Below are 23694 nucleotides of genomic sequence, written 5' to 3'. Positions count from 1 at the left end.
CGCTGTCACCCCAGCCGCGGGTAGGCCACCTCGGTGAGGAACTCCACGTCGGCGCCCTCGACCAGCTCGAGCACGAGCGCGACGGCGTCGCCCAGCCGCGCGAGCGGCACGTCGCCGCCGCTCTCGGCCCGCTGCCGCTCGTCCGCCAGCACCCGGTGCACGAGCGCGGGCGTCACCTGGATGCCCTCGTCGAGCACGGTGCGCTGCCGCAGCCACTGCCGCACCTGCATGCGGGCGATCTCGGCGGTCGCGGCGTCCTCCATCTCGCCGTCGACCGCGATCGCACCGGTGCCGGTCAGCCACGACGCGAGGTAGCGCAGGCACGCCCGCACGTTGGCGCGCAGGCCCTCGATCGTGCGCGCGCCGCCCGCGGAGGCGAAGTCGAGCAGCTCGACGTCGTCGATGCGGTCGGGGCGGGTGCGCCCGATCTGGTGGTCGCGGCCGCACGCGACGGCCCGGTACACGCCGCGGACGGTCGAGACCAGGTCCGGGTGCGCCACCCAGGAGCCGTCGAAGCCGTCCTGCGCGAACGTGTCGGCGTCGGCACGGACCCGGGCGAGCGCGAGCCCTGCGGCGCGCCAGCCCGCACCGCGCGGCAGCACCGAGGCCGGCCCGGCGATCGCGTGGGTGCCGCGGCGGTGACAGGTGGCGACGAGCCGCTCGGTGAACGCGCGCATGAACGACGACGTCATCGTCACCTCGTGCCGGTCGGGCAGCGGGGCGTCGGGGACCTCCTTCAGGACGGAGAACAGGTAGTCCCAGCGGCCCGCGTTGAGGCCCGCGGCCCGGTCGCGCAGCACGTGGAGGATCTCCTCCATCCGCAGCGCGGCGGGCAGCGTCTCGATGAGCACCGTGGTGCGGATCGTCGCGGTGGGCAGCCCCACCTCCCGCTCGAGGTGCTCCAGCACGTCGCGCCAGAGCTCCGCCTCGGCGACCGAGGAGATCTTCGGCAGGTAGAGGAACGGCCCGAGCCCGCGCGCCGCGAGCGTGCGACCGTGGTGGTGCACCAGCAGCCCGACGTCGGCGAACGAGGCCGCGACCGGCTCGCCGTCGACCTGCAGGTGACGCTCGTGCAGGTGCAGCGCCCGCGGCCGCACCATGAGCGTCGGGGCGGGCGTGCCCTCGTCGGGCGCGATCCGCCCGTCGACGACGTCGGCCAGCACCTCGTGCGCCTCCCGCACGTTGTCCCAGGTCGGCGAGAGCGAGTCCTCGAGGTCGGCGAGCCAGACGTCGGCGCCGGAGCGCATCGCGCTGGTCGCGTAGCGGCGGGTCAGCGGCGAGGTGAGCTCGACGTGCCGGCGGCGCAGCGCCGCCGGCGGCGGGGCGACCTGCCAGTCGGGATCGAGCGCGACCGGGCTCGGGTCGAGCTCGGGCTGCGGCGGGCCGGCCGCGCGACGGCGGTCCGTCTCGGCGAGCACGGCCCGGCGCCGGTCCTCGAAGGTGCGGTGCAGCCGCTCGACGACGGCGAGCGCCGCCGGCTCGAGCAGGTCCGGCCGCGGCGGCGCGGGCGCCGTCGCGGTGGTGGGAGGGACGAGGGTCGCGGTCATCAGAACTGCTCCTGCTCGGTGCTGCCCACGAGGGCGAGGGTGTCCGACGTCGGGTTGAGCGCCGTCGCGACCTGGTCGAAGTAGCCCGTGCCGACCTCGGCCTGGTGGCGCGCGGCGGTGTAGCCGCGCTCTGCGGCCGCGAGCTCGGCCTGCTGGAGCGCGACGTAGGCGGTCATCCCGGTGCGGGCGTAGCCGTGCGCGAGCTCGAACATCGAGTGGTTGAGGGCGTGGAAACCGGCCAGCGTGATGAACTGGAACGCGTAGCCCATCGCACCGAGCTCGCGCTGGAAGCGGGCGATGACCTCGCGCTCGAGCGCCGCCGCCCAGTTGAAGCTGGGTGAGCAGTTGTAGGCGAGCCGCTTGCCGGGGTGCTCGGCATGGATCGCCTCGGCGAACCGGCGCGCGAAGCCTAGGTCGGGGGTGCTGGTCTCGACCCAGATGAGGTCGCAGTAGGGCGCGTACGCGAGCCCACGGGCGATGGCGGCCTCGGGGCCGGGCGTGACCCGGTAGAAGCCCTCGGCCGTGCGCTCGCCGGTCGTGAACCGGGCGTCTCGCTCGTCGACGTCGGTCGTGAGCAGGTTCGCGCCGAGCGCGTCGGTGCGGGCGATGACGACGGACGGCACGTCGAGGACGTCAGCCGCGAGCCGGGCCGCGTTGAGGGTGCGGACGTGCTGCGCGGTGGGGACGAGCACCTTGCCGCCCATGTGCCCGCACTTCTTCTCGCTCGCGAGCTGGTCCTCGAAGTGCACGCCCGCGGCGCCGGCCGCGATCATGGCCTTCATCAGCTCGAACGCGTTGAGCGGGCCGCCGAAGCCGGCCTCGGCGTCGGCGACGATCGGCGCCAGCATCTCGACCCCCGGGTCGCCGGTCTCGGACCACGAGATCTGGTCGGCCCGCAGCAGCGCGTTGTTGATGCGGCGGACGACGGCGGGCACCGAGTTCGCCGGGTAGAGGCTCTGGTCCGGGTAGGTCTGGCCGGCGAGGTTCGCGTCGGCGGCCACCTGCCACCCGGAGAGGTAGATCGCCTCGAGTCCGGCCTTGACCATCTGCACGGCCTGGCCACCGGTCAGCGCGCCGAGCGCGTTGACGTACGGCCGGGTGCCCATGAGCTCCCAGAGGCGCTCGGCGCCACGGCGGGCGAGCGTGTGCTCCTCGACGACGCGGCCCCGCAGCCGGACGACGTCCTCGGCGCTGTAGCTGCGTCGGACGCCGGCCCAGCGCTCCTCGGTGGCCCAGCGGCGACGCAGGTCGTCGGCGGGGTCGAGGCGGGTGGTCGTCGCGGTGGGGCGGTCGGTGGTGGTGGTCACGGCAGTGCTCCTTTCGCCCGGCGGTGCCGGTGGCATCACTGTCGCTGCAGCGCAAGCCACATTCCATCTCTGATCGCCGGAAAGATCGGCCGATCTTTCGCTAGCGTGAAGCGATGACCACCCCGCTCGCCGTCGGACGGCAGATCCGCCACCTGCGCACCGCTGCCGGTCTGACCCTCGAGCACCTGGGCGCCCAGGTCGGCGCCGCGCCCTCGCAGCTGTCGCTGATCGAGAACGGCAAGCGCGAGCCGCGTCTGGGCCTGCTGCAGGCGATCGCGCAGGCGCTCGGCGTCGAGGTCGCCGCGCTGCTCTCCGCCGAGCCGCCCAGCCGCCGCGACGAGCTCGAGATCGCTCTCGCCGAGGCGCAGCGCGGCCCGCTCTACCGCGAGCTCCGGCTGCCCGAGGTCCGCACGAGCCGCAAGCTCCCGCTCGAGGTGCTCGAGGCGCTGGTCGGGCTGCACGGCGAGCTCGCCCGGCGCGCCAGCGAGGCCAGCGCCACCCCCGAGGAGGCACGGCGGGCGAACACGCGGCTGCGCAACGAGATGCGCGCCGTCGACAACCACCTGCCCGACGTCGAGCGCGCGGCCGCCGAGGTGCTGGAGCCCGTCGGCTACCGCGGCGGGCCGCTCACGCACCGGATGGTCGAGGCGATCGTCGAACGGCTCGGCTTCACGCTGCACCACGCGCGCGACCTGCCGAGCTCGGCGCGCTCGGTCACCGACCTGGAGAACCGGCGCATCTACCTGCCGCCGGCCTCGATACCGGGCGGGCACGGGCTGCGCTCGCTCGCACTGCAGGCGGTCGCGCACCGCGTGCTCGGGCACGCGCAGCCGGCGACCTACCTCGACTTCCTGCGGCAGCGCCTGGAGATCACGTACTTCGCGGCGGCGTGCCTCATGCCCGAGCGCACCGCCGTCGAGCTGCTGAGCGAGGCGAAGAAGAACCGGGACCTCGCGATCGAGGACTTCCGCGACGCGTTCGGCGTCACCCACGAGAGCGCCGCCCACCGGTTCACGAACCTCGCGACCTCGCACCTGGGCATCCGCTGCCACTTCGCACGCGTCACGCGCGACGGCACCCTGCTCAAGGGGTACGAGAACGACGGCGTGGCCTTCCCGCAGGACGTCACCGGCGCGATCGAGGGCCAGACCGTGTGCCGGCACTGGACCTCGCGCGCGGTGTTCGACGTCGACGACCTCGTCGGGGAGTTCCACTGCTACACCGACACGGTCACCGGCACCTACTGGTGCTCGGCGCAGACCGGCTCGGGCACCGACGGCGACTTCTCGATCACGATCGGCGTCCCGTACGTCGAGTCGCGCTGGTTCCGCGGCCGCGAGACGACGAACCGCTCGGTGTCACGCTGCCCGGACCCGACCTGCTGCAAGCAGCCGGACCCGCGGCTGGCACGCCGCTGGTCGGACGCGGCGTGGCCGAGCGCCAAGGTCCACACCCATATCTTCGGCGCGCTGCCGTCCGGCCGGTTCCCCGGGGTCGACGACGCCGAGGTCTACGCGTTCCTCGACGCCCACGCGCCGCGCACCCCGCCGCCCGAGCGGGCCCCTCAGAGCGCGCCGTAGACGCGCTCGACGTCGATCGTGAGGACCAGCCGCTCCTGCTCGACCATCGCCGCGCGGTACTCGTCCCAGTCGGGGTGCTCACCGCGGATGTCGCGGTACAGCCGCACGAGCTCCTCGGCGGTCGCGTCGTCGACGGCGCGGGTCACCTCGCTGAGCCGCCCGGCGCCCTCGACGACGGCGTAGCCCCACCCTTGCGGTCGCACGTGCAGGCTGACCCGGGGGTCGCGGCGGATGTTGCGGGTCTTGGCGCGCGTGTCGGTGACCGACACCCGGATCGTGCGCGCCTGCGGGTCGAAGACGTACGTGACGTCGGACAGCTGCGGCCGGCCGTCGCGCTTGAGGGTGGCGAGGACCCCGAGGTGGTGGCGGGCGACGACGTCGAGGAGCGCGGGCTCGGCAGGTGCGGTCATGCCCGTGCGAACCGCGCGCCGCGGCGGCTCATTCCCGCGGGAACACCGGCACCGCACCCGCTGTTGGCGCAGGCATGAGGATCGACATCTGGGCCGACGTCGTGTGCCCGTGGTGCTACATCGGCAAGCGTCGCCTGGAGTCCGCGCTCGCGTCCTTCGAGCACCGCGACGAGGTCGAGGTCGTGTGGCACTCCTTCGAGCTCGACCCCGACGCGCCACGGCACGGGACCGAGACCGTCCCCCAGATGCTCGGCCGCCGCTACGGCGGCGGCGAGGAGGCCGGCCTGCGCATGATCGCCCAGGTCGACGAGATCGCCCGCGGCGAGGGTCTCGTCCTCGACCAGACCCGGGCGCTGCACACGAGCAGCCGCGACGCGCACCGGCTGCTGCACCTCGCCCGCGCCGAGGGCGCCCCGGGTGCGCAGGGCGACCTCGAGGAGCGGCTGCTGTCCGCGTACTTCGTCGAGGGGCGCGACATCGCCGACCACGCCGTGCTCGCCGAGCTGGGCGCCGCCGTCGGCATCGACGCGCAGCGCGTCGCCGAGGTCCTCGAGGGCGACGAGCTCGCCGCCGCCGTCGCAGCCGACGTCGCGCAGGCGCGGGCCTACGGCGCGACGGGGGTGCCGTTCTTCGTCGTCGACTCCCGCTACGGGATCTCCGGCGCGCAGCCGACCGAGCTCTTCACGGACGTGCTCGCACGCGCCTGGGGCGAGCGCGCCCCGGCCTGAGTCAGCGCTCCTTGCCCACCCGCCAGTGGGGTCCGAGCCGCAGGTGCCTCTCGTCGACGTCGGTCGGGTTGACCCGGTCGCCGCCGTTGAGCTCGGGCCGCCGGCTGGTCTGCGGCGGGGGCGGCACCCGTGCGGGGAGGCTGGTCGGCGCCTCGACGACCGGGATCTCGTCCGTGCGCGGCGAGGCCTCGACGCTGCGCGGGTCCTCGAGCGGCCGCGGCTCGAACGTGCGCGCGGCGTCGGGCGGCAGCACGGTCAGCTCGTAGCGGCCCCGCTCGTCGGGCTCCAGCCGAGGCTGGAAGCGCGGCGGGGCGTCCGGCTCGCGACGTGGCTGCCGCTCGCCGCGGCCCGCGACGACGATCGTCGGCGCGTCCGGCGGCCGGGCCGGCGAGATCGGCGGCAGGCGACGCTGCGGGTCCCGGGTGGCCGGTCGCCGCACCGCGGGCCGGTCGCGACCCACCCGCGGCGAGGTCGGTGCGAGGTCGTCGAGGTCGCCGAGGTCGTCGAGATCGCCCAGCCCGTCGGCGTCGTCGTGCTCGGCGTCCGCCCGCGCCTCGTCGGTCAGCGGGATCCAGAGGTCGACGACGCGGCCGCCCGGCAGCGGTCGCGCCCGGATGACGTCGACGCCCCAGGCCGAGCGCAGCCGCGGCACCGCGCGCACGATGTCGTCCTGCGACATGCCCGCGCGGACGGCCTCGAGGCTGACGAGGATGCCGCCGTCGACCGGGCGGTGCCGCAGCCGCGGCACCAGGTCCGGCAGCGGCCGCGGCGGCCGCCGGCGGCGCCAGGACACCCAGGCCTGGTGGAACCTGCGCGGTCGCGGCACGACGAGCCCGGCGCGCACCATGTCGTCGTGGTGCTCGCCGATGATGTCGCCGAGGGCGCGCACCCCGATGCCGCTGTGCCGGTACCGCAGGAGCCACTGGGACACCACCCCGAGCCCGCCGCACCACGCCTGCACGGCGGCAAGCGCCAGCGCCACGAGAGCGACCAGCAGGGCGACGAGGCCCTCGTCGGAGGTCCAGCCGAACAGCCACGCCAGCAGGATCGCGGCGACGGCGACCAGCAGTCGGTTCCGGACGGCTGCGGCGCGACCGGTCATGGGAGGGGCGCGCTACTCGGTGACGAGGACCGCGATCGCTTCCCCGAGAGCGTTCAGGGCATCGTTGACGGGCCCGCCGAGCGGCGTGAGCGCGAGCACGAACCCGAAGATGACACCGAGGAACACCCCGAGGCCGGTCATCTTCGAGCGCAGCGCGAGCACCATGCCGATGCCCAGCAGCAGGGCGACGACTCCAGTGGACATGACGTGGCTCCAGACGGGTCAGGGGTCGACTCACGGTAACCGCCGCGCGCGCCCCCGCCGCGGACGCGAGGCGGCGTGTCCGGCCCGCGGGCCGGCCGCGCGGTCGCCGTCTGCTCAGGCCCGCTCGCCCACCGCGAGCCAGGCGCCGAGCCCGATCATCGTGGCGCCACCGGTCGCGATGACGGCGCGGCTGCGGCGGGGCGTCCGGGTGAGCACCGCCCGCAGCCGGGCGGCGGCGACGGCCCACACGCCGTCGGAGACCAGCCCGAACAGCACCATGACCGCGCCGAGCACGAGGATCTGCACGCGCACGGAGCCGGCCTCGGGCGCGACGAACTGCGGCAGCAGGGCCGCGAACATCACGTACACCTTCGGGTTGGTCAGCCCGACCACCAGGCCCTGCCGACCCGCCTGCACCGGGGACAGCGGCCCCGTCTCGCCCGCCTGCGCGAGCGCGCCCGGGTCGAGCGCGTCGCGGTGCCGGATCGCCTGCACGCCGAGCCACACCAGGTACAGCGCACCGACGACCTTGAGCGCCGTGAAGGCCAGCTGCGAGGACTGCACGACCGCACCCAGCCCGAGCGCGACCAGCACCAGCACGACGACGCAGCCGATCGCGTTGCCGACCACGCTGGCGAGCGCGGCGCTGCGGCCGTGCGCGAGCGCCCGGCCCACGACGAACAGCACGCTCGGGCCGGGCACGACGATGATGACGACGGCCGTGACGAAGAAGGCGAGCATCGCGTCGGCGGGTGGCACGTCCGCCACGCTAGCGCCGCCGTCGGACGCCGGGAAGGTCAGCCGAGCAGGTCGTGCCGGACGATCGTCGCCTCCCGGTCGGGGCCCACACCGACTGATGAGATCCGGGTGCCGCTCATCTCCTCGAGCGCCTCGACGTAGCGGCGCGCGTTGACCGGGAGCTCGTCCCAGCTGCGCACCTGGGAGATGTCCTCCCACCAGCCGTCGAGCTCCTCGTAGATCGGCGTCGCCTTGCCGAACGCGGTCTGGTCGATCGGCATCTCGTCGTGCCGGACGCCGTCGACGTCGTAGGCGACGCACACCGGGACCTTCTCGAAGCCGGTGAGCACGTCGAGCTTGGTGAGCACGAGGTCGGTGAGGCCGTTGACGCGACCGGCGTAGCGGGCGACGACGGCGTCGTACCAGCCGCAGCGGCGGGGCCGGCCGGTGGTGACGCCGTACTCGCCGCCGGTCTTGCGCAGCCGCTCGCCGACGTCGTCGTGCAGCTCGGTGGGGAACGGGCCCTCGCCGACGCGAGTCGTGTAGGCCTTGATGACTCCCACGACGCGGTCGATGCGGGTGGGCCCGATGCCGGAGCCGGTGACGGCGCCGCCCGCGGTCGCCGAGGAGGAGGTGACGAACGGGTAGGTGCCGTGGTCGACGTCGAGCATCGTCGCCTGCCCGGCCTCGAAGACGACCGTCTTGCCCTCGTCGAGCGCACGGTTGAGCACCAGTCCGGTGTCGGCGACCATCGGCGCGACGCGGTCGGCGTAGGAGCGCAGCTCGGCGACGACCGCGTCGACGTCGGCGCCGCGGCGGTTGTAGATCTTCGTGAGGATCTGGTTCTTCTGGGTGAGGGCGCCCTCGACCTTGTCGCGCAGCACGCCCTCGTCGAAGAGGTCGGAGATGCGGATGCCGACGCGGTTCATCTTGTCGGCGTAGGTCGGGCCGATGCCGCGGCCGGTGGTGCCGATCTGACGCTTGCCGAGGAACCGCTCGGTGACCTTGTCGAGCGTGCGGTTGTAGGAGGGGATCACGTGCGCCGAGCTGGACACCAGCAGCCGGGAGGTGTCGACGCCGCGCGCCTCCAGGCCCTCGATCTCCTGGAACAGCACCTCGAGGTCGACGACGACGCCGTTGCCGATGACCGGGACGCACCCGGGCGAGAGGATGCCCGAGGGCAGCAGGTGCAGCGCGTACTTCTCGTCGCCGACGACCACCGTGTGACCGGCGTTGTTGCCGCCGTTGAACTTGACGACGTAGTCCACGCGCGAGCCGAGCTGGTCGGTCGCCTTGCCCTTGCCCTCGTCGCCCCACTGCGCTCCGAGCACCACTACTGCCGGCATGACCACTGCCCTTTCCATCGGCGCCCGCGTCCGGGACGCCACACTATCGACTGCGACGCACGTCGTGCGCCGGTGCTACCCCTGTCCGGCCCTGCAGACCCGTGGGCCCGCAGGCCGGTGGCCGGTCGGCCCGGTCAGCCCAGCAGCTCGGCCGCGGCCGGGTCGCAGTCCTGGGCGAACGTGCGGCAGCGCACCGCCTCCTCGTCCTCGCCGATCGCCTCGGCGGCGGCACCGAGCGCGAGCAGGCTGACGAGGAACCCCTGGTTCGGCACGTGCGCGGCCGGCACCGGACCGGCGCCGCGCCAGCCCGCGCGCCGCAGCGCGTCGAGACCGCGGTGGTAGCCGGTGCGCGCGAACGCGTAGGCCGCGACCGGCTCGCCCGCCGCGAGCGCCTCCTGCGCCAGCCGCCCCCACGCGTAGGACGCGGCGGGGAACCGGGCGGCGACGTCGCGCAGGCTCTCCCCGGCGTCGAGCGCCGCGCGGGCGGGGACGTCCGGGTGGTCGTCGGGCAGCAGGGTGGGCTCAGGGCCGAGGAGGTTCGTCACGCACCCATTGTGGACCGCCGGCGGCGGCGGGGGCGCGCCGGGCCGGTCGCGGCCCACCGGCGACCCGCGCGCGGTCACCCGAACAGCTGGCGGGCCGCCGCCCGGGCGAGGTCGGCGGGGTCGGTCCGCGGCAGCGCGCCGTCGAGGTGCAGCGAGGCGATCCCGTGCACGAGCGCCCACGCCGCTTGGCGGGCCTGCTCGGCCGGGACGGCCAGCCGCTCGGGCGGCAGCGTCGCGACGCCGTCGCGCAGCGCGTCGCGGGCACGACCCTCCTGGCGCTGCAGCTCCGAGTCCTCGGGGTCGATCAGGTCGGCGCGGAACATCACCGCGTAGTGGCCGGGGTGCTCGACGGCGAAGGTGACGTAGTCGACCGCGGTGCGCGCGAAGTCGCCCGCCGCGACCGACGTCGCGAGCGCGTCGGCCAGCAGCCCGAACCCCTCGGCCGCGAGCGCCGTGAACAGCCCACGCCGGTCGCCGAAGTGGTGCGCGGGCGCGCCGTGGCTGACGCCCGCGTCGCGGGCGAGGGCGCGGAGCGAGACGCCGTCGGGGCCGCTGCGGGCGATCTCGGCCGCGGCCGCCGCGAGGACGTGCGCGCGGAGGTCGCCGTGGTGGTAGGTGCCCGCCATGGCACGACCCTACCTCCGATCTAGGCATTGACTAGTTGTCCACGGAGCGGGCATAATCTAGTCACTGTCTAGATTGGAACGCCCATGGCTCCGCTGCTCACCCTGCTGCTCGTGACCCTCCTCGCCCGCGGTGTCGGCGCCCTCGGCGTCGGCTACGTGGCGACCTGGCCCGACGCCGTCGCGGTCGGCCTCGCGGCGATGTTCCTGCTGACCGCCTCGGCGCACTGGACCCAGCCCCGCCGCGACGGGCTGATCGCGATCGTGCCGCCGTCGCTCCCCCGCCCCGACCTGCTGGTCACGGCGACCGGGGTGCTGGAGGTGGCGGGCGCCGTCGGGCTGCTCGTGCCGGCGACGCGGGTGGCGGCGGCCGTCTGCCTGGCCGCGCTGCTCCTCGTGATGTTCCCGGCCAACGTCCGCGCCGCGCGCGGCGTCACGCACCCCGCGGCGCCACGCACGCCGCTGCTGCCGCGAGCGCTCATGCAGGTGCTGTTCGTCGCCGCGGCCGGGCTCGTCGCGCTCGCGTGAGGATCCCGGGGACGACGACGGCGGCCCTCAGCAGGTGAGGGCCGCCGTCGTGAGCGGTGCGGTGCCGGTGGGCGTCAGCCCTTGTTGCCGGCCGAGCGCAGCTGCTGGCAGGCCTCGACGACGCGGGCGGCCATGCCGGCCTCCGCGAGCTTGCCCCAGGCGCGCGGGTCGTAGGCCTTCTTGTTGCCCACCTCGCCGTCGATCTTGAGGACGCCGTCGTAGTTGGTGAACATGTGGCCGGCCACCGGGCGCGTGAACGCGTACTGGGTGTCGGTGTCGATGTTCATCTTGATGACGCCGTAGTCGACGGCGTCGGAGATCTCCTGCGCGGTCGAGCCGGAGCCGCCGTGGAAGACCAGGTCGAACGGCTTCTCCTTGCCGATCTTGGCGCCGACCTCGTCCTGGATCTGCTTGAGGATCTCCGGGCGCAGCTTGACGGCGCCGGGCTTGTACACGCCGTGCACGTTGCCGAAGGTCAGCGCGGTCAGGTAGCGGCCCTTCTCGCCGGCGCCGAGCGCCTCGACGGTGGCGAGACCGTCCTCGACGGTCGTGTAGAGCTTCTCGTTGATCTCGGCCTCGTGGCCGTCCTCCTCGCCACCGACGACGCCGACCTCGATCTCGAGGATCGTGCGCGCGGCCTGCGAGAGCTCGAGCAGCTCGGCGGCGATCTGGAGGTTCTCCTCCAGCGGCACGTCGGAGCCGTCGTACATGTGCGACTGGAAGGTGGGCAGGCCGCCGTTCTTGACCTGCTCGGCCTCGATGGCCAGCAGCGGGCGGACCCACGAGTCGAGGTTGCTCTTGACGCAGTGGTCGGTGTGCAGCGCGATCTGCACCGGGTAGTTCTTGGCGACCTCGTGCGCGTACGCGGCGAGCGCGAGCGTGCCGGTGACGCGGTCCTTGATGGTCGAGCCGGAGGCGTACTCGCCGCCGCCGACCGACACCTGCAGGATGCCGTCGCTCTCGGCCTCCGCGAAGCCCTGCAGGGCCGCGGTGATCGTCTGCGACGAGGTGATGTTGATGGCGGGGTAGGCGAAGGAGCCGGCCTTCGCCCGGTCGAGCATGTCGGCGTAGGCCTCAGGGGTTGCGATGGGCATCGATGTCTCCGTGACAGACGGCGGGATGTCGGCACCAGTCTGGCACCGCCCACCCGGGACCTGCGTCCCGCACCCACCAGGTGGGCGTCGGCCGTGACCCGGGTCACTGCTTCCGACCCACGTCCGCCCCCTTCCCGCGACGTGGACGATCCGGCGCCCGGCGCGCTCTCGCACCTCGAGACGCCGGCAGAAGTGGGTCGAGACCGCACGTGGGGGCGAGAGCGGGTCGACAGCGGTCGGGCGGGCAGCTAGGTGTGCTGGATCGCCCAGGCCCACATGGCGACGGCGGCCGCCGCGCCGGCGTTGATCGACCGGGTCGAGCCGTGCTGGGTGATGTGCAGGACCGCCTCGCAGGCCGCCTGCGCGGCCGGCGTCAGCCCGGTCGACTCCTCGCCGAAGAGCAGCGCGCACGCGCGGGGCAGCGGCCGGTGCTCGAGCGGCACCGACCCCGGCACGTTGTCGATGCCGAGCACCGGCAGGCCCTCGCCGGCAGCCCAGGCGGCGAAGGCCTCGACGTCGTCGTGGTGGTGGACGTGCAGGTAGCGGTCGGTGACCATCGCGCCGCGCCGGTTCCAGCGCCGCCGCCCGATCACGTGCACACCGGCGACGTTGAACGCGTTGGCGGTGCGCACGACCGACCCGATGTTGAAGTCGCGGCCCCAGTTCTCGATCGCGACGTGCAGCGGGTGGCGCCGGGAGTCGAGGTCGGCGACGATCGCCTCGACGGTCCAGTAGCGGTAGCGGTCGGCGACGTTGCGGTGGTCGCCGTGCGCGAGCAGCTCGGGGTCGAGGCGCTCGTCGTCCGGCCAGGGCTGCGGGTGCGGGCCCACGCCGGGCCCGTCGACGCCGGTCACCGCAGCGCCTCCCCGACCGCGAGCGCAGCGAGCGTCAGCACCGCCACGAAGCCCACCCGTGCCACGACGCGCGCCAGCAGCGGGTGGCGTCCCCACCACGACAGGCTGCCGGGGTAGCGCATCTCGAGCACGGGGCCCGGGCGCAACGCCAGCGGCACCGCTGCCAGCCGTTCGGCGAGCAGCTCGACCCGCGCTGCACCCCATCCGGTCGACGACAGCGTGGCCACGTGCCGCCCGCCGTGACGGCGCAGGTGCAGATGGGTGCCGATCTGGCTGCGGGTGAGCACGGGCGTGTCGAGCTCCTCGAGCGGCACGACGAGCCGGCGGACGAGCGTGCGCACGTGCAGGGCGTCGCCGTCGAGCCGGACGCGCCCCACGAGCGCGTGCGCCGCCCACACCAGTGCCGCCGGCAGCATCGCGAGGCCGAGGAGGACCGTGGCGCGCGGCTGGGCGGCGAGCGCGAGCACGACCGCCACGACCAGGCCGACCACGAGCAGGACCACGGCACCGCGCACGCCGGGTCGGATCTCGAGGTCGCCACCGCGAGCGAGACGACGTCGCCACGCCGGCAGCGGGCGCGGCCGGCGTCGCGCACGGCGGTCGGGCCGCTGCCGGGGCGCGCGCCCGAGACCCCTGGTGACCGCGTAGGGCGAGGGTGCCCGGTACCCCTCGTCTCCGGGTGGTGAGGCGCCGTCGGGCCGACCGGCGCGCGGCGGCCGGGCCGTCACGCGCGACGCGCGGCGGAGCCGCGCAGCGTCAGCTCGCGCGCGAGCTGCTCCATGGCATCGGGCTCCCACAGGGTGGACGACAGTCGGATCGGGCGTCGGCCGGCGACGCGGACGACGAGCAGGTCGTCGATGGTGCGGCGACGCTGCTCGGGGAACCCGACCTCGGAGACCGGGACCTCGCGCAGCTGCCAGAGCACCCGGTAGCGCAGGACGTCGCGGTGGATCTCGACGCACGCACGGCTGCGCACGACGGCGACCACGAGGGCGAGCACCGCCGCGGCCGCGGTCAGCACGAGCCCGACCGGCCGGCTGAGGAGCCCCGTCTGGCCCGCGGCGACGCCTGCCAGCACCAGCGGCACGCCTGCCATCCGGGCAGCGGGCCGGGTGCGTACTTCGACGTCGCGCACGACGACGCGGCGGCGCCCGCCGGCGCCCCGCGTCGTCGACGTCATGCGCGCCTGCTCAGCCCTGGGGCGGGTAGCCGGGCTGGCCGCCGCCCTGACCGGGCTGGAACCCGCCGGGCTGGCCGCCGCCCTGACCGGGCTGGAACCCGCCGGGCTGGCCGCCGCCCTGACCGGGCGGGAAGCCGCCCGGCTGACCGCCGTGGCTCGGCCCGGGCGCGTCGGTCACGTGCGGCTGCGGGGGCGGCGGGGTGCCGTAGCTGCCCACCTGGCCGCTGGTGTCCTGGAACGAGACCTGCGGCGCCGCGCGCACGACCGGGTCGTTGCTCTCGAAGTACTCGGCGCGCGTGAAGTTGAACATGCCGGCGATGATGTTCGGCGGGAACGTCTCGACGCGGGTGTTGAGCTCGCGGACGTTGGCGTTGTAGAACCGCCGGCCGGCCGCGATGCGGTCCTCGGTGTTGGTGAGCTCGTTCTGGAGAGCCACGAAGCTCTCGACCGACCGCAGCTGCGGGTAGGCCTCGGCGACCGCGAAGAGCCGGGTGAGGGCGCCGCTCAGCGCGTCCTCCTGGCGGGCCTGCTCAGCGGGGCTGGACCCCGGCGTGGCGGCGGCGGCCCGGGCGCGGGTCACCTCGTCGAACACCGCGCGCTCGTGCGCGGCGAAACCCTTGACGGTCTCGATGAGGTTCGGGATGAGGTCGTAGCGGCGGTGCAGCTCGACGTCGATCTGGCGCCACGCCTCCTGCACGAGGTTGCGCAGACGGACGAAGCCGTTGTAGGTCGAGATCGCCCAGATCAGGATGATGAGGACGAGGACGCCGACGGCGACGAGGATGACGACTCCGGTCTCCATGCGGCCCTCCTTCGCGAAGACGGTCGAGGCAGGGCCTCGAGGGTCACGGCAACCGGGCGGGACCGCCCGACGTCCTCGATGCTACTGGCGGCCCAGACCCAGGTCGCTGCTGGAGAGCAGCGAGACGTAGGGCAGTTCTGCCCTCGCGAACACCTCGGTGGCCTCGGTCTCGCGGTCGAGGATCGTCGCGACGCCCAGCACCTCGGCGCCGACGGCGCGCGCCGCCTCGACGGCGAGCATGGGGCTGCCACCCGTGGTCGTCGTGTCCTCCACGATCACGACGCGACGCCCGGCGATGTCGGGGCCCTCCACCTGGCGGCGCATGCCGTGACCCTTGGCCTCCTTGCGCACGAGGAACGCGTCGAGGTCCAGACCGCGGCTCGCGGCCGCGTGCTGGATGGCGCACACGACCGGGTCGGCACCCATCGTGGGCCCGCCGACGGCGTCGATCTCGCCGACGCCCATGCCGTGCTCCTCGAGCATGTCGAGCATGAGGTGCCCGATGAGCGGCGCGCCCTCGTGGTGCAGCGTGAGGCGGCGCATGTCGACGTAGTAGTCGGCCTCGCGGCCGCTGGACAGCGTCACGCGGCCGTGCACGACGGCGAGCTCGCTGATCAGCTGGGCGAGGCGGTCCTTGGGCGTGGGCTCGGTCGGGGTCGTCACCGCGCCAGGGTAGAGCGCCCGGGCGCCGCTGCGCGCCGCCGGGCGGCCGCGGTCCGGCGCCGCGGACGGGGTTGACCGTCCACGGCGCCGGGCCGCTCGGGCGCCGGCGCGGGACGCCGTCAGGCCCGGACGCGACCGTCCGGGCCGATCTCGAGCTCGACGACGTCGCCGTATGTGCGGCGCTCGGTGCGCCGCACGCGGTAGTGCTTGTCCACGACGGGGAACACGTGGACGGGCGTGAGCGTCACCCGCGCGCCGTCCTTGCGGCGCGTGACCTCGACGTGCAGGTGGCCGTAGTGCTTGCCGCCTGCGGTCAGCACGCGGACGCCGTCGACGTCCTCCCAGACCTCGGGCTCGTCCCGGTCGGCGGTCCACTGCCGGTACGGGTTGTAGCCGAGCCGCTCGGAGTCGGGGCCGGCGACCCGGCGCTCGCCGCGCAGCCCGTCACCGGCGACACCGACGTCGTAGTAGTGCACGCCGACGCCGTCGCCGTCGGTGTCGACGAAGCTGCGCTCGAACAGCTCGCTGTGACCGCAGATGATCGCCGCGACGCCGTACCGCTCGGCCAGCTCGTGGTACTGCCGCATCGGGGTGCCGCCCTGCCCCGAGGTGTCGGCGTGGTACATCGGCAGGCCGTGCTCGCCGCTGCTGAAGGGCGAGTGGTGCCACTGCATGAAGATGATCTGGCCCTTGCTGCGGGCGTCGCGCAGCTGCTCCTCGCACCAGCTCCACTGCGTGCTGCCGGGGTTGAAGTCCGACAGGTCGGTGCCGCCCGCGGCGGCGTACTCCGCGGCCGTGAAGTTGTTCTGCGTGTCGGTGCCGGGCCCGCGGTACTCGCGACCGACGGCCTGGTCGCCCTCGTAGTTCTCGGTGTCGTCGTCGGGCTCGCCGTTGTTGGAGTCGAGCGTGATGACGGTGACCGGGCCGTAGTCGATCCGGTAGTAGTTGTCGCGGTGCTCGGGGGTGCCGTTGTCCGGGCCGTCGAAGTAGGCGTGGTACTTCGCCCGGGAGCGGACGACGATCGAGCGGTCCTCCGGCGACCCGTAGCCGCCGTTGACGTTGCCGCCGAAGCTCTCCCAGTTGCCGAGGGCGGGCAGCACGGGCGTGCGTCCGAGCCGGTCGCCCTCGGGGCCGGCGTTGTACCCGAACCACTCGTCCCAGCCCGGCTGGTAGCCACCGCCCTGCACGAGGTCGCCCGGGAACAGGAAGAAGTCGGGGCGGCTCTTGTCGGCGACGGCGAGGTTGGCGCGGTACCCCTCGTCCTCGGTGAGCGGGTAGCACAGCACCTGCTGGCCCGCCAGCGTCGTGATGCCGAAGGCGAGGTCCCACGGCGAGCCGGGGACGGCGTCGGGGCGGGGCAGCCCGGCCACCTCGCCGGGCGCCCACTCGCGCCGGGTGACCCGGCCGCGCGGCTCGGTCTCGTGGTCGGACATCGCGATGAAGGTGATGCGCTTCCAGTCCGACGCGGTGGGAGCGGTGCGGAACGACCCGCGATAGCTGTCGCGCCCCTGCTCGACGACGTAGGTGTAGTGCGAGTCGGCGCGCAGCCCGGTCACCTCGACGACGTGCTTGACGTTGCCGTCGGGCAGCAACCAGGAGCCGTCCTCGAGGCCGGGGATCTGCTCGGCGCGCTCGGCGTCGGTGTAGCCGAGGACCGGCATCGGCTCGGGCGTGCTGGTCCACCGCGCGCGGCCCCGCAGCCCCGGCCCGGTGACCGTGAGGGTGCCGGGCACCTCGGCGTAGCTGACCCAGGCCACGGTCATCGAGGTGCTGGACGGGTTCTGCAGGTAGGGCAGCACGCGCAGGTCGCGCATGCCGTGGGCCGCGGCCGGCGCGGCCGGCAGCGAGGCCAGCGCGGCGGGCACCACGGCGGCGGTCGTCAAGCCGCCGAGCACCGCGCGGCGGCTGATCCGGACGTCGGGGAGGCGTGTCTCGGTCATGGTCGTCCTCTGGTCGTCGGGGAGCGAGGGACGCACCGGCTGCGCCGGTGCAGCACGCCGGGTCACGGCGGGCCGGCGGCCCGGGCGGTGACGCCGGTCGGGCGTGCCGCCGTCGGAGGGCCGGTTTCCCGACGCTAGCGGCGTGCTCCGACGCCCGTGCCGGTTCGGCCGTCCTCGGCACCGGCCGCCCGACGACGTCACGCGGCGGCGATGCCGGCGCGCATGGGTACCTCTGGCCCCGGTCGCCTCGACGCCGTCCGCACCGTGGCCGCTAGGGTTTCGCACATGGGTCAGCCGCCGGAAGCGAGCTCGGGGCCTGGCCCCGTCGCGCCCGGGGCCGGCCCCGACGACGACGAGGCAGCGACCTCCCCCGGCGTGCCCGAGACGGCCGCGCCGGCCTCGCAGGAGCCGGTCGCCGAGGCGCCGCAGTGGCCCGCGCCCGACCAGCAGTGGCAGCAGCCCCACCCCGACGGCGGCTGGCAGCAGCCCACGAACCCTCAGGGCTGGCAGCAGGCAGCTGCGCAGGGTTGGCAGCAGCCCGCCTCGACCGGGCCGTGGCCGGGCCCCGGCGCACCCGGCCCCGGCGCTCCGACCCAGGCCGCGACCGAGCAGTGGCAGCAGCACGGCTGGGCGCAGCCCGGCACCGGCGGCCAGCCGGCGCCGCAGGGGCAGCCCGGGGTGCCGCCGGTGCCGCCCGCTCCCCCGACGCAGCAGCAGCCGGCCCCGGTACCGACGGGCAGGAGCATGTACGGCGTCCGGCCCGAGCCCCAGCAGCCGCAGGGCGGGTACGGGCAGTTCACGTTCCCGGTCGCGCCGCGGCAGCCGCTCGAGCCGCTCGCGGTCGCGGGCGTCGCGACGTCGCCGCTCGGCCCGGTGGGCATCGTCCTCGGGCTGCTCGCGCGCGGTCGCGTGCGGCGCACGCGCCGCCGCAGCATGGGGCTGGCCTGGACCGGTGTGGCGCTCGGCGCGCTGTTCACCGTCGTCTGGGCGCTGGTCGGCACCGCGCTGACGATGAACGGCACGATCGACCGCGCGCTCGAGCGACCCCAGGAGGGCGACGTCGCCGAGGCCCGCACGATCGCCGCCGCCAACCTTGCCGTCGGCAACTGCATCGCCACCCTCCCGCCTGCGCAGCAGGTCGGCGAGGTGCGGCTGGTGCCGTGCGCCGAGGAGCACATCGCCCAGGTGGTGACGCTGCACGATCTCTCGGGGGACTTCCCGGGCGACGCGGCGCTCGCCGACCAGGCGGTCTCCACGTGCACCACCGACGTCGCCGAGGTCGACGACGGTGATGCGTCTATCGTTCCCTGGTACCTGGTTCCGTCAGCTGCGGGCTGGGAACAGGGGAACACCCAGGTGGTCTGCCTGCTCCGTGGCGATGCGGGCCCCCTTCACGTCGATCTCGTCAACAGCTAGGAAAGGGGATCAGATGAGCACGCCATGGAACCCGTCCGGTCAGGACCCCCAGAACCCACAGCAGCCGGGCCAGCCCCAGCAGCCGGGCTACGGTCAGCAGCCGCCGCAGCAGCAGCCGGGCTACGGCCAGCAGCCGCCGCAGCAGCCCAGCTTCGGGCAGGGCTCCCAGCCGGGCTACGGCCAGCCGCAGCAGCCCCAGCAGCCCAGCTTCGGGCAGGGCTCCCAGCCCGGCTACGGCCAGCCCCAGCAGCCCGCGTACGGCCAGCCGGGCCAGCCCGGTCAGGCGCCGGGCTTCGGTCAGAGCTCGCAGCCGGGCTACGGGCAGCAGTTCGGAGGCGGTTACGGCGGCCCCGGCGCCCCGAAGCCCAAGAAGAGCGCCGTCCCGATCGTCATCGGGGTCATCGTCGGCGTGCTGGTCATCGTCGGCATCTTCTTCGCCATCCGCGCCCTCACGAGCGGTGGCGGCGACGACCCGACCGCAGACCCGACGACCGTCGACACGCCGACCGACGAGCCCACGGACGAGCCCACGGACGAGCCGACCGACGACACGGGCGACGAGCCCGTCGAGATCGCGGACACCGAGGTGGTGCCCGGTGACTGCATCCTCTCGCTCTCCTACTACGAGGAGAACGGCGTCATGCAGAAGGTCGACTGCGGCACCGCGCACGAGGTGGAGATCGTCGCCGAGGACACGGCCGACTACGACGACTTCCCCGGTGAGGACGTCCTCCAGGAGGAGTCCGGCGCGTTCTGCGAGGACGCCGTGGAGGAGTTCTTCGCGATGATCGACGGCACGAACGTCACCTACTACAACATGTGGCCGACCCAGAACACCTGGGACTTCGGCGACCGCAAGTACACGTGCCTGATGGTGGCCATCGACGGCGCCACCTTCACCGGCAGCTTCGTGGAGGGCGACATCACGGTCGGCTGACGCCGCCCACGCCTGACGAGCGAACGGCCCCACCCGGTCTCGGGTGGGGCCGTTCGCGTGCGTGGGCTCGGGTGCGCGGTGGCTCAGGCGGGCTGCACCGTCTCGGCGGGCCGCACCACCAGGCCCGGGGTGTCCAGGTCCTCGGGCCTGTCGACGAGGATGCGACCGCCGTCGGCCACCTCGCCGGCGAGCAGCAGCCGGGCGAGCTTGTCGCCGATCTCGCGCTGGATGAGCCGCCGCAGCGGGCGGGCGCCGTAGCTGGGGTCGTAGCCCTCCAGCGCCAGCCACTCGCGCGCGGCCGGGGTGACCTCGAGCTCGAGCCGCCGGTCCGACAGCCGGTCCGCCAGCCGCGCGACCTGCAGGTCGACGATGCTGCCGAGCTCGGTGATGCTCAGCGGGTCGAACAGCACGATCTCGTCGAGCCGGTTGAGGAACTCCGGCTTGAACGAGGCCCGCACGAGGTTCATGACCGCCTCGTTCTTGGCGTCGCCGTCCATCGAGGCGTCGACGAGGAAGTGCGAGCCGAGGTTCGACGTCAGCACGAGGATGACGTTGCGGAAGTCGACCGTGCGACCCTGGCCGTCGGTGAGTCGGCCGTCGTCGAGCACCTGCAGCAGGATGTCGAAGACCTCGGGGTGGGCCTTCTCGACCTCGTCGAGCAGCACCACCGAGTAGGGCCGACGCCGCACCGCCTCGGTCAGCTGGCCGCCCTCCTCGTACCCGACGTAGCCGGGCGGAGCACCGACGAGCCGCGCGACCGAGTGCTTCTCGGAGTACTCGCTCATGTCGATGCGCACGATCGCGCGCTCGTCGTCGAACAGGAAGTCCGCGAGCGACTTGGCGAGCTCGGTCTTGCCGACGCCGGTGGGGCCGAGGAACAGGAACGACCCCATCGGCCGGTCGGGGTCGGCGACCCCTGCCCGCGAGCGCCGCACGGCGTCGGAGACAGCACGCACGGCGTTCGTCTGACCGATCAGGCGGCGGCCGATGACGTCCTCCATGTGCAGGAGCTTCTCGGTCTCGCCCTGCAGCAGCCGCCCGGTCGGGATGCCCGTCCAGGCCGCGACCACCTCGGCGACCTCCTCCGGCCCGACGTACTCGGCGACCATCGGCGCCGGCCGCGACCCGCTGCCGGCCTCCGCCTCGGCGCGCTCGGCCTCGGCGATCTCGCGCTCGACGGCGGGGATCTCGCCGTACAGGATCCGCGAGGCCTTCTCGAGGTCGCCCTCGCGCTGGGCCTTGTCCGCCTCGGTGCGCAGCATGTCGAGCCGCTTGCGGGCCTCACCGATCTGGTTGAGCCCGGCGCGCTCGGCCTCCCAGCGGGCGGTCAGCGCGGTCAGCTCCTCGGTGCGGTCGGCCAGGTCGGCGCGCAGCTTCTCCAGCCGCTGCTGGGAACCGGGCTCGTCGGTGCCGCTCTCGGAGAGGTAGGCCTCCTCCATCTTGAGCCGGTCCACCTCGCGCCGCAGCTGGTCGATCTCGACCGGCGAGGAGTCCAGCTCCATCCGCAGCCGCGACGCGGCCTCGTCGACCAGGTCGATCGCCTTGTCGGGCAGCTGCCGGCCGGTGATGTAGCGGTCGGACAGCGTCGCCGCCGCGACGAGCGCGCCGTCGGAGATCGTGACGTTGTGGTGCGCCTCGTACTTCGGGGCGATGCCGCGCAGGATCGCGACGGTGTCCTCGACCGAGGGCTCGCCGACGTAGACCTGCTGGAAGCGCCGCTCCAGCGCCGGGTCCTTCTCGATGTGCTCGCGGTACTCGTCCAGCGTCGTGGCACCGATCATCCGCAGCTCGCCGCGCGCCAGCATCGGCTTGAGCATGTTGCCGGCGTCCATCGCGGAGTCGCCACCGGCGCCCGCGCCGACGACGGTGTGCAGCTCGTCGATGAAGGTGATGATCTCGCCGTCGGAGCCCTTGATCTCGTCGAGCACCGCCTTGAGGCGCTCCTCGAACTCGCCGCGGTACTTGGCGCCCGCGACCATCGCGCCCAGGTCGAGCGCGATCAGCCGCTTGCCCGCGAGGGACTCGGGCACGTCGCCGTCGACGACGCGCTGCGCCAGCCCCTCGACGACGGCGGTCTTGCCCACGCCCGGCTCGCCGATCAGCACCGGGTTGTTCTTCGTGCGCCGCGACAGCACCTGCACGACGCGCCGGATCTCGTCGTCCCGGCCGATGACCGGGTCGATCTTGCCGTCGCGGGCGCGGGCGGTGAGGTCGGTGCCGTACTTCTCCAGCGCCTGGAAGGTGCCCTCGGGGTCGGGCGAGGTGACCTTGCCCGCGCCGCGCACCGCCGGCAGCCGCTCGAGGAGCGTCTCGCGGTCGGCGCCCGCGGCCCGCAGGATCTGGCCGGCCGCACCGGCGTCCTTCGCGAGCCCGAGCAGCAGGTGCTCGGTGGAGACGTACTCGTCACCCAGCGCGGAGGCCTCCTGGCCTGCGGCGTTGAGCACGCCGAGCGTGCCCCTCGAGGCCGACGGCTGGCTCACGCTCGCGCCGGACGCCGACGGCAGCGCCGCCAGCGCTCCCTGCACGTGCTGGCCCATCGACCGCCGGTCGACACCGACGCCGTCGAGGAGCGCGTTCGCCACGCCTCCCTGCTGCGCGAGCAGCGCAGCGAGCAGGTGCGCCGGCTCGAGCTGCGGGTTGCCCGCAGCCGCTGCGGCCTGCAGGGCCGCCGCCATCGCCTCCTGCGACTTCGTCGTGAGCTTGCTGTCCAACCAGACCTCCGGATGTCGTGCGTGTGATGTCCACCTGGAGCAACTGCGCGAGAGTTGAGTCTATTCCGCTCAACCTTGGTCCCGGTATCCATCATGCCCCGTCGGGCGCCCTCGACACCCGGGACGAAAGGCACCTCGTCGCACGAGACGCGGTGCAAGACTGACGGCGTCCGGGCCGGCACGCCGGCCGCACCGAGGTTGGGGAGAGCAGCATGGGGTTCGACGCGTTCAAGGACAAGGTGAACGACGTCCTCAAGGACGAGAAGCAGACCGACGACGCGCTCGACAAGGCGGCCGGCTTCATCGACGAGAAGACGGGCGGCCAGCACGCCGACAAGGTGCAGCAGGGCCGCGACTTCCTCGACGGCAAGGTCGGCGACGAGCGCGCCTGAGCCGCTCCGCACCCGAAGGCCGGTCCCGCCGCGGGCCGGCCTTCGTCATGGCCGGCGCGGCGCCCGCCGGCTGATCGCGACGCCGAGCAGCGCGAGCGCACCGCCGACCATCGTCAGGAGGCCGGGCACCTCGCCCAGCAGCGCCCACGACATCACGACGACGATCGCGGGGACCGCGAGCGTGGCGGAGGCCGTGCGACCCGCCCCCGCCCGGCGCAGCACCGCCGCCCAGAGCAGGAACGCGACCGCGGTGGGGAACGCGCCGAGGTAGACGACGGCGCCGAGCGCGCCCGCGCTGGCCTCGCCGGCCTGCGCCACCAGCTGCGGCGCGTACGGCAGCAGCACGAGCGCGCCCACGAGGCACCCCAGCCAGGTCGCGGTGACGGCGCCCACCGTGCGCAGCGCCGCCTTCTGCGTGAGCACGCCCGCCGCGTACAGCACCGCAGCGAGCAGGCCGAGCCCGATGCCGAGCGGGCTCGTGCCGCCGCTGCTCGTCGAGACCGCGATGAGGACGACGCCGCCGAAGCCGACGGCGAGGCCGACGAGCAGGGCGCGCGGGTAGCCCTCGCGGAGCGCGAGCCCGGCCACCGCCGCGACCAGCAACGGGGCGACGTTGACGAGCATCGCGGCGGTGCCCGCGTCCAGGTGGTGCTCGGCCGCGTTGAGGACGACCGTGTAGCCCGCGAACCAGAGCACGCCGTACACCGCGACGAGCGCGAGCCCGCGACCGCGCGGCAGCCGCAGCCGGCGCCGCAGCGCGAGCGGTGCGAGCACGACCGTGCCGACGAGCAGCCGTCCCAGCGCGAGCGGCCCCGGCTCCAGGCCGTCGGCGACCGCGCGGATCGCGATGAAGGCCGAGGCCCACAGCACCAGCACCGTCAGCACCGCGGCCGGCAGCCAGCGCGGCGCGTCGGTGGCCGGGGCGCTCGTGGCCACCGGGGCGGTCGCGCTCGTCATGCGTCGATCCTCCCGGGCAGGACCGTTCAGCACAAGCGATGACTTGTCATGTTCGCTTCAGTATCACTGATGCGTCGGTTAGCCTGCTGG

Annotated in this window: 24 protein-coding genes; 6 read left to right on the top strand and 18 right to left on the bottom strand. The window is 74.1% G+C overall.

The genetic code is table 11. The features are described from left to right. Positions 1-5: 5 nt before the first annotated feature. Positions 6-1547 (bottom strand): malate synthase, encoded by a 1542-nt coding sequence (locus GPA02_RS07330; RefSeq protein ID WP_156199265.1) that lies wholly within the window; start codon positions 1545-1547, stop codon positions 6-8. After that, on the bottom strand, positions 1547-2890 hold the full coding sequence (gene aceA, locus GPA02_RS07325; RefSeq protein ID WP_156199264.1) for an isocitrate lyase: 1344 nt from the start codon (positions 2888-2890) through the stop codon (positions 1547-1549). The genes GPA02_RS07330 and aceA overlap by 1 nt, the downstream gene beginning before the upstream one ends. Positions 2891-2967: 77 nt before the next feature. Between aceA and GPA02_RS07320 the strand changes: the two genes are divergently transcribed. Beyond that, on the top strand, positions 2968-4434 hold the full coding sequence (locus GPA02_RS07320) for an XRE family transcriptional regulator (protein WP_156199263.1): 1467 nt from the start codon (positions 2968-2970) through the stop codon (positions 4432-4434). On the opposite strand, the gene GPA02_RS07315 is transcribed toward GPA02_RS07320, so the two are convergent. Then, a complete protein-coding gene (locus GPA02_RS07315) occupies positions 4419-4844 on the bottom strand; it encodes a PPOX class F420-dependent oxidoreductase (protein WP_156199262.1) in 426 nt (141 codons plus the stop codon). The genes GPA02_RS07320 and GPA02_RS07315 overlap by 16 nt on opposite strands. A gap of 74 nt (positions 4845-4918) precedes the next feature. Here GPA02_RS07315 and GPA02_RS07310 point away from each other — a divergent pair, with 74 nt between their 5' ends. Continuing rightward, complete coding sequence (locus GPA02_RS07310; RefSeq protein ID WP_156199261.1) at positions 4919-5572, top strand: DsbA family oxidoreductase; 654 nt, start codon at positions 4919-4921, stop codon at positions 5570-5572. Position 5573: 1 nt separating this feature from the next. Here the strand turns inward: GPA02_RS07310 and GPA02_RS07305 are convergent, their stop codons facing one another. The 6 genes from GPA02_RS07305 to GPA02_RS07280 form a co-directional block, all read right to left on the bottom strand. Next, entirely contained in the window at positions 5574-6674 is a 1101-nt protein-coding gene (locus tag GPA02_RS07305) for a hypothetical protein (protein WP_156199260.1), read from the bottom strand. Between the two features lie 12 nt (positions 6675-6686). Continuing rightward, the gene (locus tag GPA02_RS07300; RefSeq protein WP_156199259.1) at positions 6687-6878 is read right to left on the bottom strand and encodes a hypothetical protein; all 192 of its coding nucleotides are present in this window, start codon (positions 6876-6878) and stop codon (positions 6687-6689) included. Positions 6879-6992: 114 nt separating this feature from the next. After that, positions 6993-7637 (bottom strand): LysE family translocator, encoded by a 645-nt coding sequence (locus tag GPA02_RS07295; protein WP_156199258.1) that lies wholly within the window; start codon positions 7635-7637, stop codon positions 6993-6995. Between the two features lie 38 nt (positions 7638-7675). Further along, on the bottom strand, positions 7676-8962 hold the full coding sequence (locus GPA02_RS07290) for an adenylosuccinate synthase (RefSeq protein WP_156199257.1): 1287 nt from the start codon (positions 8960-8962) through the stop codon (positions 7676-7678). 134 nt (positions 8963-9096) lie between these two features. After that, entirely contained in the window at positions 9097-9507 is a 411-nt protein-coding gene (locus GPA02_RS07285) for a DUF3151 domain-containing protein (RefSeq protein WP_156199256.1), read from the bottom strand. A 74-nt stretch (positions 9508-9581) separates the two neighbouring features. Further along, on the bottom strand, positions 9582-10133 hold the full coding sequence (locus tag GPA02_RS07280; protein WP_156199255.1) for a TetR/AcrR family transcriptional regulator: 552 nt from the start codon (positions 10131-10133) through the stop codon (positions 9582-9584). An 84-nt stretch (positions 10134-10217) separates the two neighbouring features. Between GPA02_RS07280 and GPA02_RS07275 the strand changes: the two genes are divergently transcribed. Continuing rightward, complete coding sequence (locus GPA02_RS07275) at positions 10218-10658, top strand: DoxX family protein (protein WP_156199254.1); 441 nt, start codon at positions 10218-10220, stop codon at positions 10656-10658. A gap of 74 nt (positions 10659-10732) precedes the next feature. Here the strand turns inward: GPA02_RS07275 and fbaA are convergent, their stop codons facing one another. The 7 genes from fbaA to GPA02_RS07240 all read right to left on the bottom strand — a co-directional run bounded on the left by fbaA (position 10733) and on the right by GPA02_RS07240 (position 17191). Next, positions 10733-11752 carry a class II fructose-bisphosphate aldolase gene (gene fbaA / locus GPA02_RS07270; protein ID WP_156199253.1) on the bottom strand — a complete coding sequence of 340 codons (1020 nt, stop codon included), beginning with the start codon at positions 11750-11752 and terminating at the stop codon, positions 10733-10735. 248 nt (positions 11753-12000) lie between these two features. After that, a complete protein-coding gene (locus GPA02_RS07265; RefSeq protein WP_156199252.1) occupies positions 12001-12606 on the bottom strand; it encodes a TrmH family RNA methyltransferase in 606 nt (201 codons plus the stop codon). Continuing rightward, positions 12603-13121: a hypothetical protein gene (locus tag GPA02_RS07260; RefSeq protein ID WP_156199251.1), complete on the bottom strand. Its 519-nt coding sequence runs from the start codon at positions 13119-13121 to the stop codon at positions 12603-12605. The genes GPA02_RS07265 and GPA02_RS07260 overlap by 4 nt, the downstream gene beginning before the upstream one ends. Before the next feature lie 209 nt (positions 13122-13330). Further along, a complete protein-coding gene (locus tag GPA02_RS07255; protein ID WP_156199250.1) occupies positions 13331-13786 on the bottom strand; it encodes a hypothetical protein in 456 nt (151 codons plus the stop codon). 10 nt (positions 13787-13796) lie between these two features. Further along, positions 13797-14588, bottom strand: coding sequence for a LemA family protein (locus GPA02_RS07250; protein WP_156199249.1), 792 nt, complete (start codon positions 14586-14588; stop codon positions 13797-13799). A gap of 81 nt (positions 14589-14669) precedes the next feature. After that, entirely contained in the window at positions 14670-15251 is a 582-nt protein-coding gene (pyrE, locus tag GPA02_RS07245) for an orotate phosphoribosyltransferase (protein ID WP_156199248.1), read from the bottom strand. A gap of 119 nt (positions 15252-15370) precedes the next feature. Beyond that, positions 15371-17191: a metallophosphoesterase family protein gene (locus GPA02_RS07240; RefSeq protein WP_156199247.1), complete on the bottom strand. Its 1821-nt coding sequence runs from the start codon at positions 17189-17191 to the stop codon at positions 15371-15373. A gap of 285 nt (positions 17192-17476) precedes the next feature. Here GPA02_RS07240 and GPA02_RS07235 point away from each other — a divergent pair, with 285 nt between their 5' ends. Both GPA02_RS07235 and GPA02_RS07230 read left to right on the top strand, forming a co-directional pair. Beyond that, complete coding sequence (locus tag GPA02_RS07235; RefSeq protein ID WP_156199246.1) at positions 17477-18607, top strand: DUF4190 domain-containing protein; 1131 nt, start codon at positions 17477-17479, stop codon at positions 18605-18607. 13 nt (positions 18608-18620) lie between these two features. After that, positions 18621-19544: a septum formation family protein gene (locus GPA02_RS07230; protein WP_156199245.1), complete on the top strand. Its 924-nt coding sequence runs from the start codon at positions 18621-18623 to the stop codon at positions 19542-19544. Positions 19545-19627: 83 nt separating this feature from the next. Here GPA02_RS07230 and clpB read toward each other — a convergent pair whose 3' ends face one another. Then, on the bottom strand, positions 19628-22255 hold the full coding sequence (gene clpB, locus GPA02_RS07225) for an ATP-dependent chaperone ClpB (RefSeq protein WP_156199244.1): 2628 nt from the start codon (positions 22253-22255) through the stop codon (positions 19628-19630). 212 nt (positions 22256-22467) lie between these two features. Here clpB and GPA02_RS07220 point away from each other — a divergent pair, with 212 nt between their 5' ends. Continuing rightward, positions 22468-22647 carry an antitoxin gene (locus GPA02_RS07220; protein WP_156199243.1) on the top strand — a complete coding sequence of 60 codons (180 nt, stop codon included), beginning with the start codon at positions 22468-22470 and terminating at the stop codon, positions 22645-22647. A 45-nt stretch (positions 22648-22692) separates the two neighbouring features. On the opposite strand, the gene GPA02_RS07215 is transcribed toward GPA02_RS07220, so the two are convergent. Then, positions 22693-23604: a DMT family transporter gene (locus GPA02_RS07215; RefSeq protein WP_156199242.1), complete on the bottom strand. Its 912-nt coding sequence runs from the start codon at positions 23602-23604 to the stop codon at positions 22693-22695. Positions 23605-23694: the final 90 nt, after the last annotated feature.

The sequence above is a fragment of the Actinotalea caeni genome (genome assembly GCF_009733795.1).
In the GTDB taxonomy this organism is placed as follows: Bacteria; Actinomycetota; Actinomycetes; order Actinomycetales; family Beutenbergiaceae; genus Pseudactinotalea; species Pseudactinotalea caeni.
This window is presented reverse-complemented; position numbering and strand designations above follow the sequence as displayed.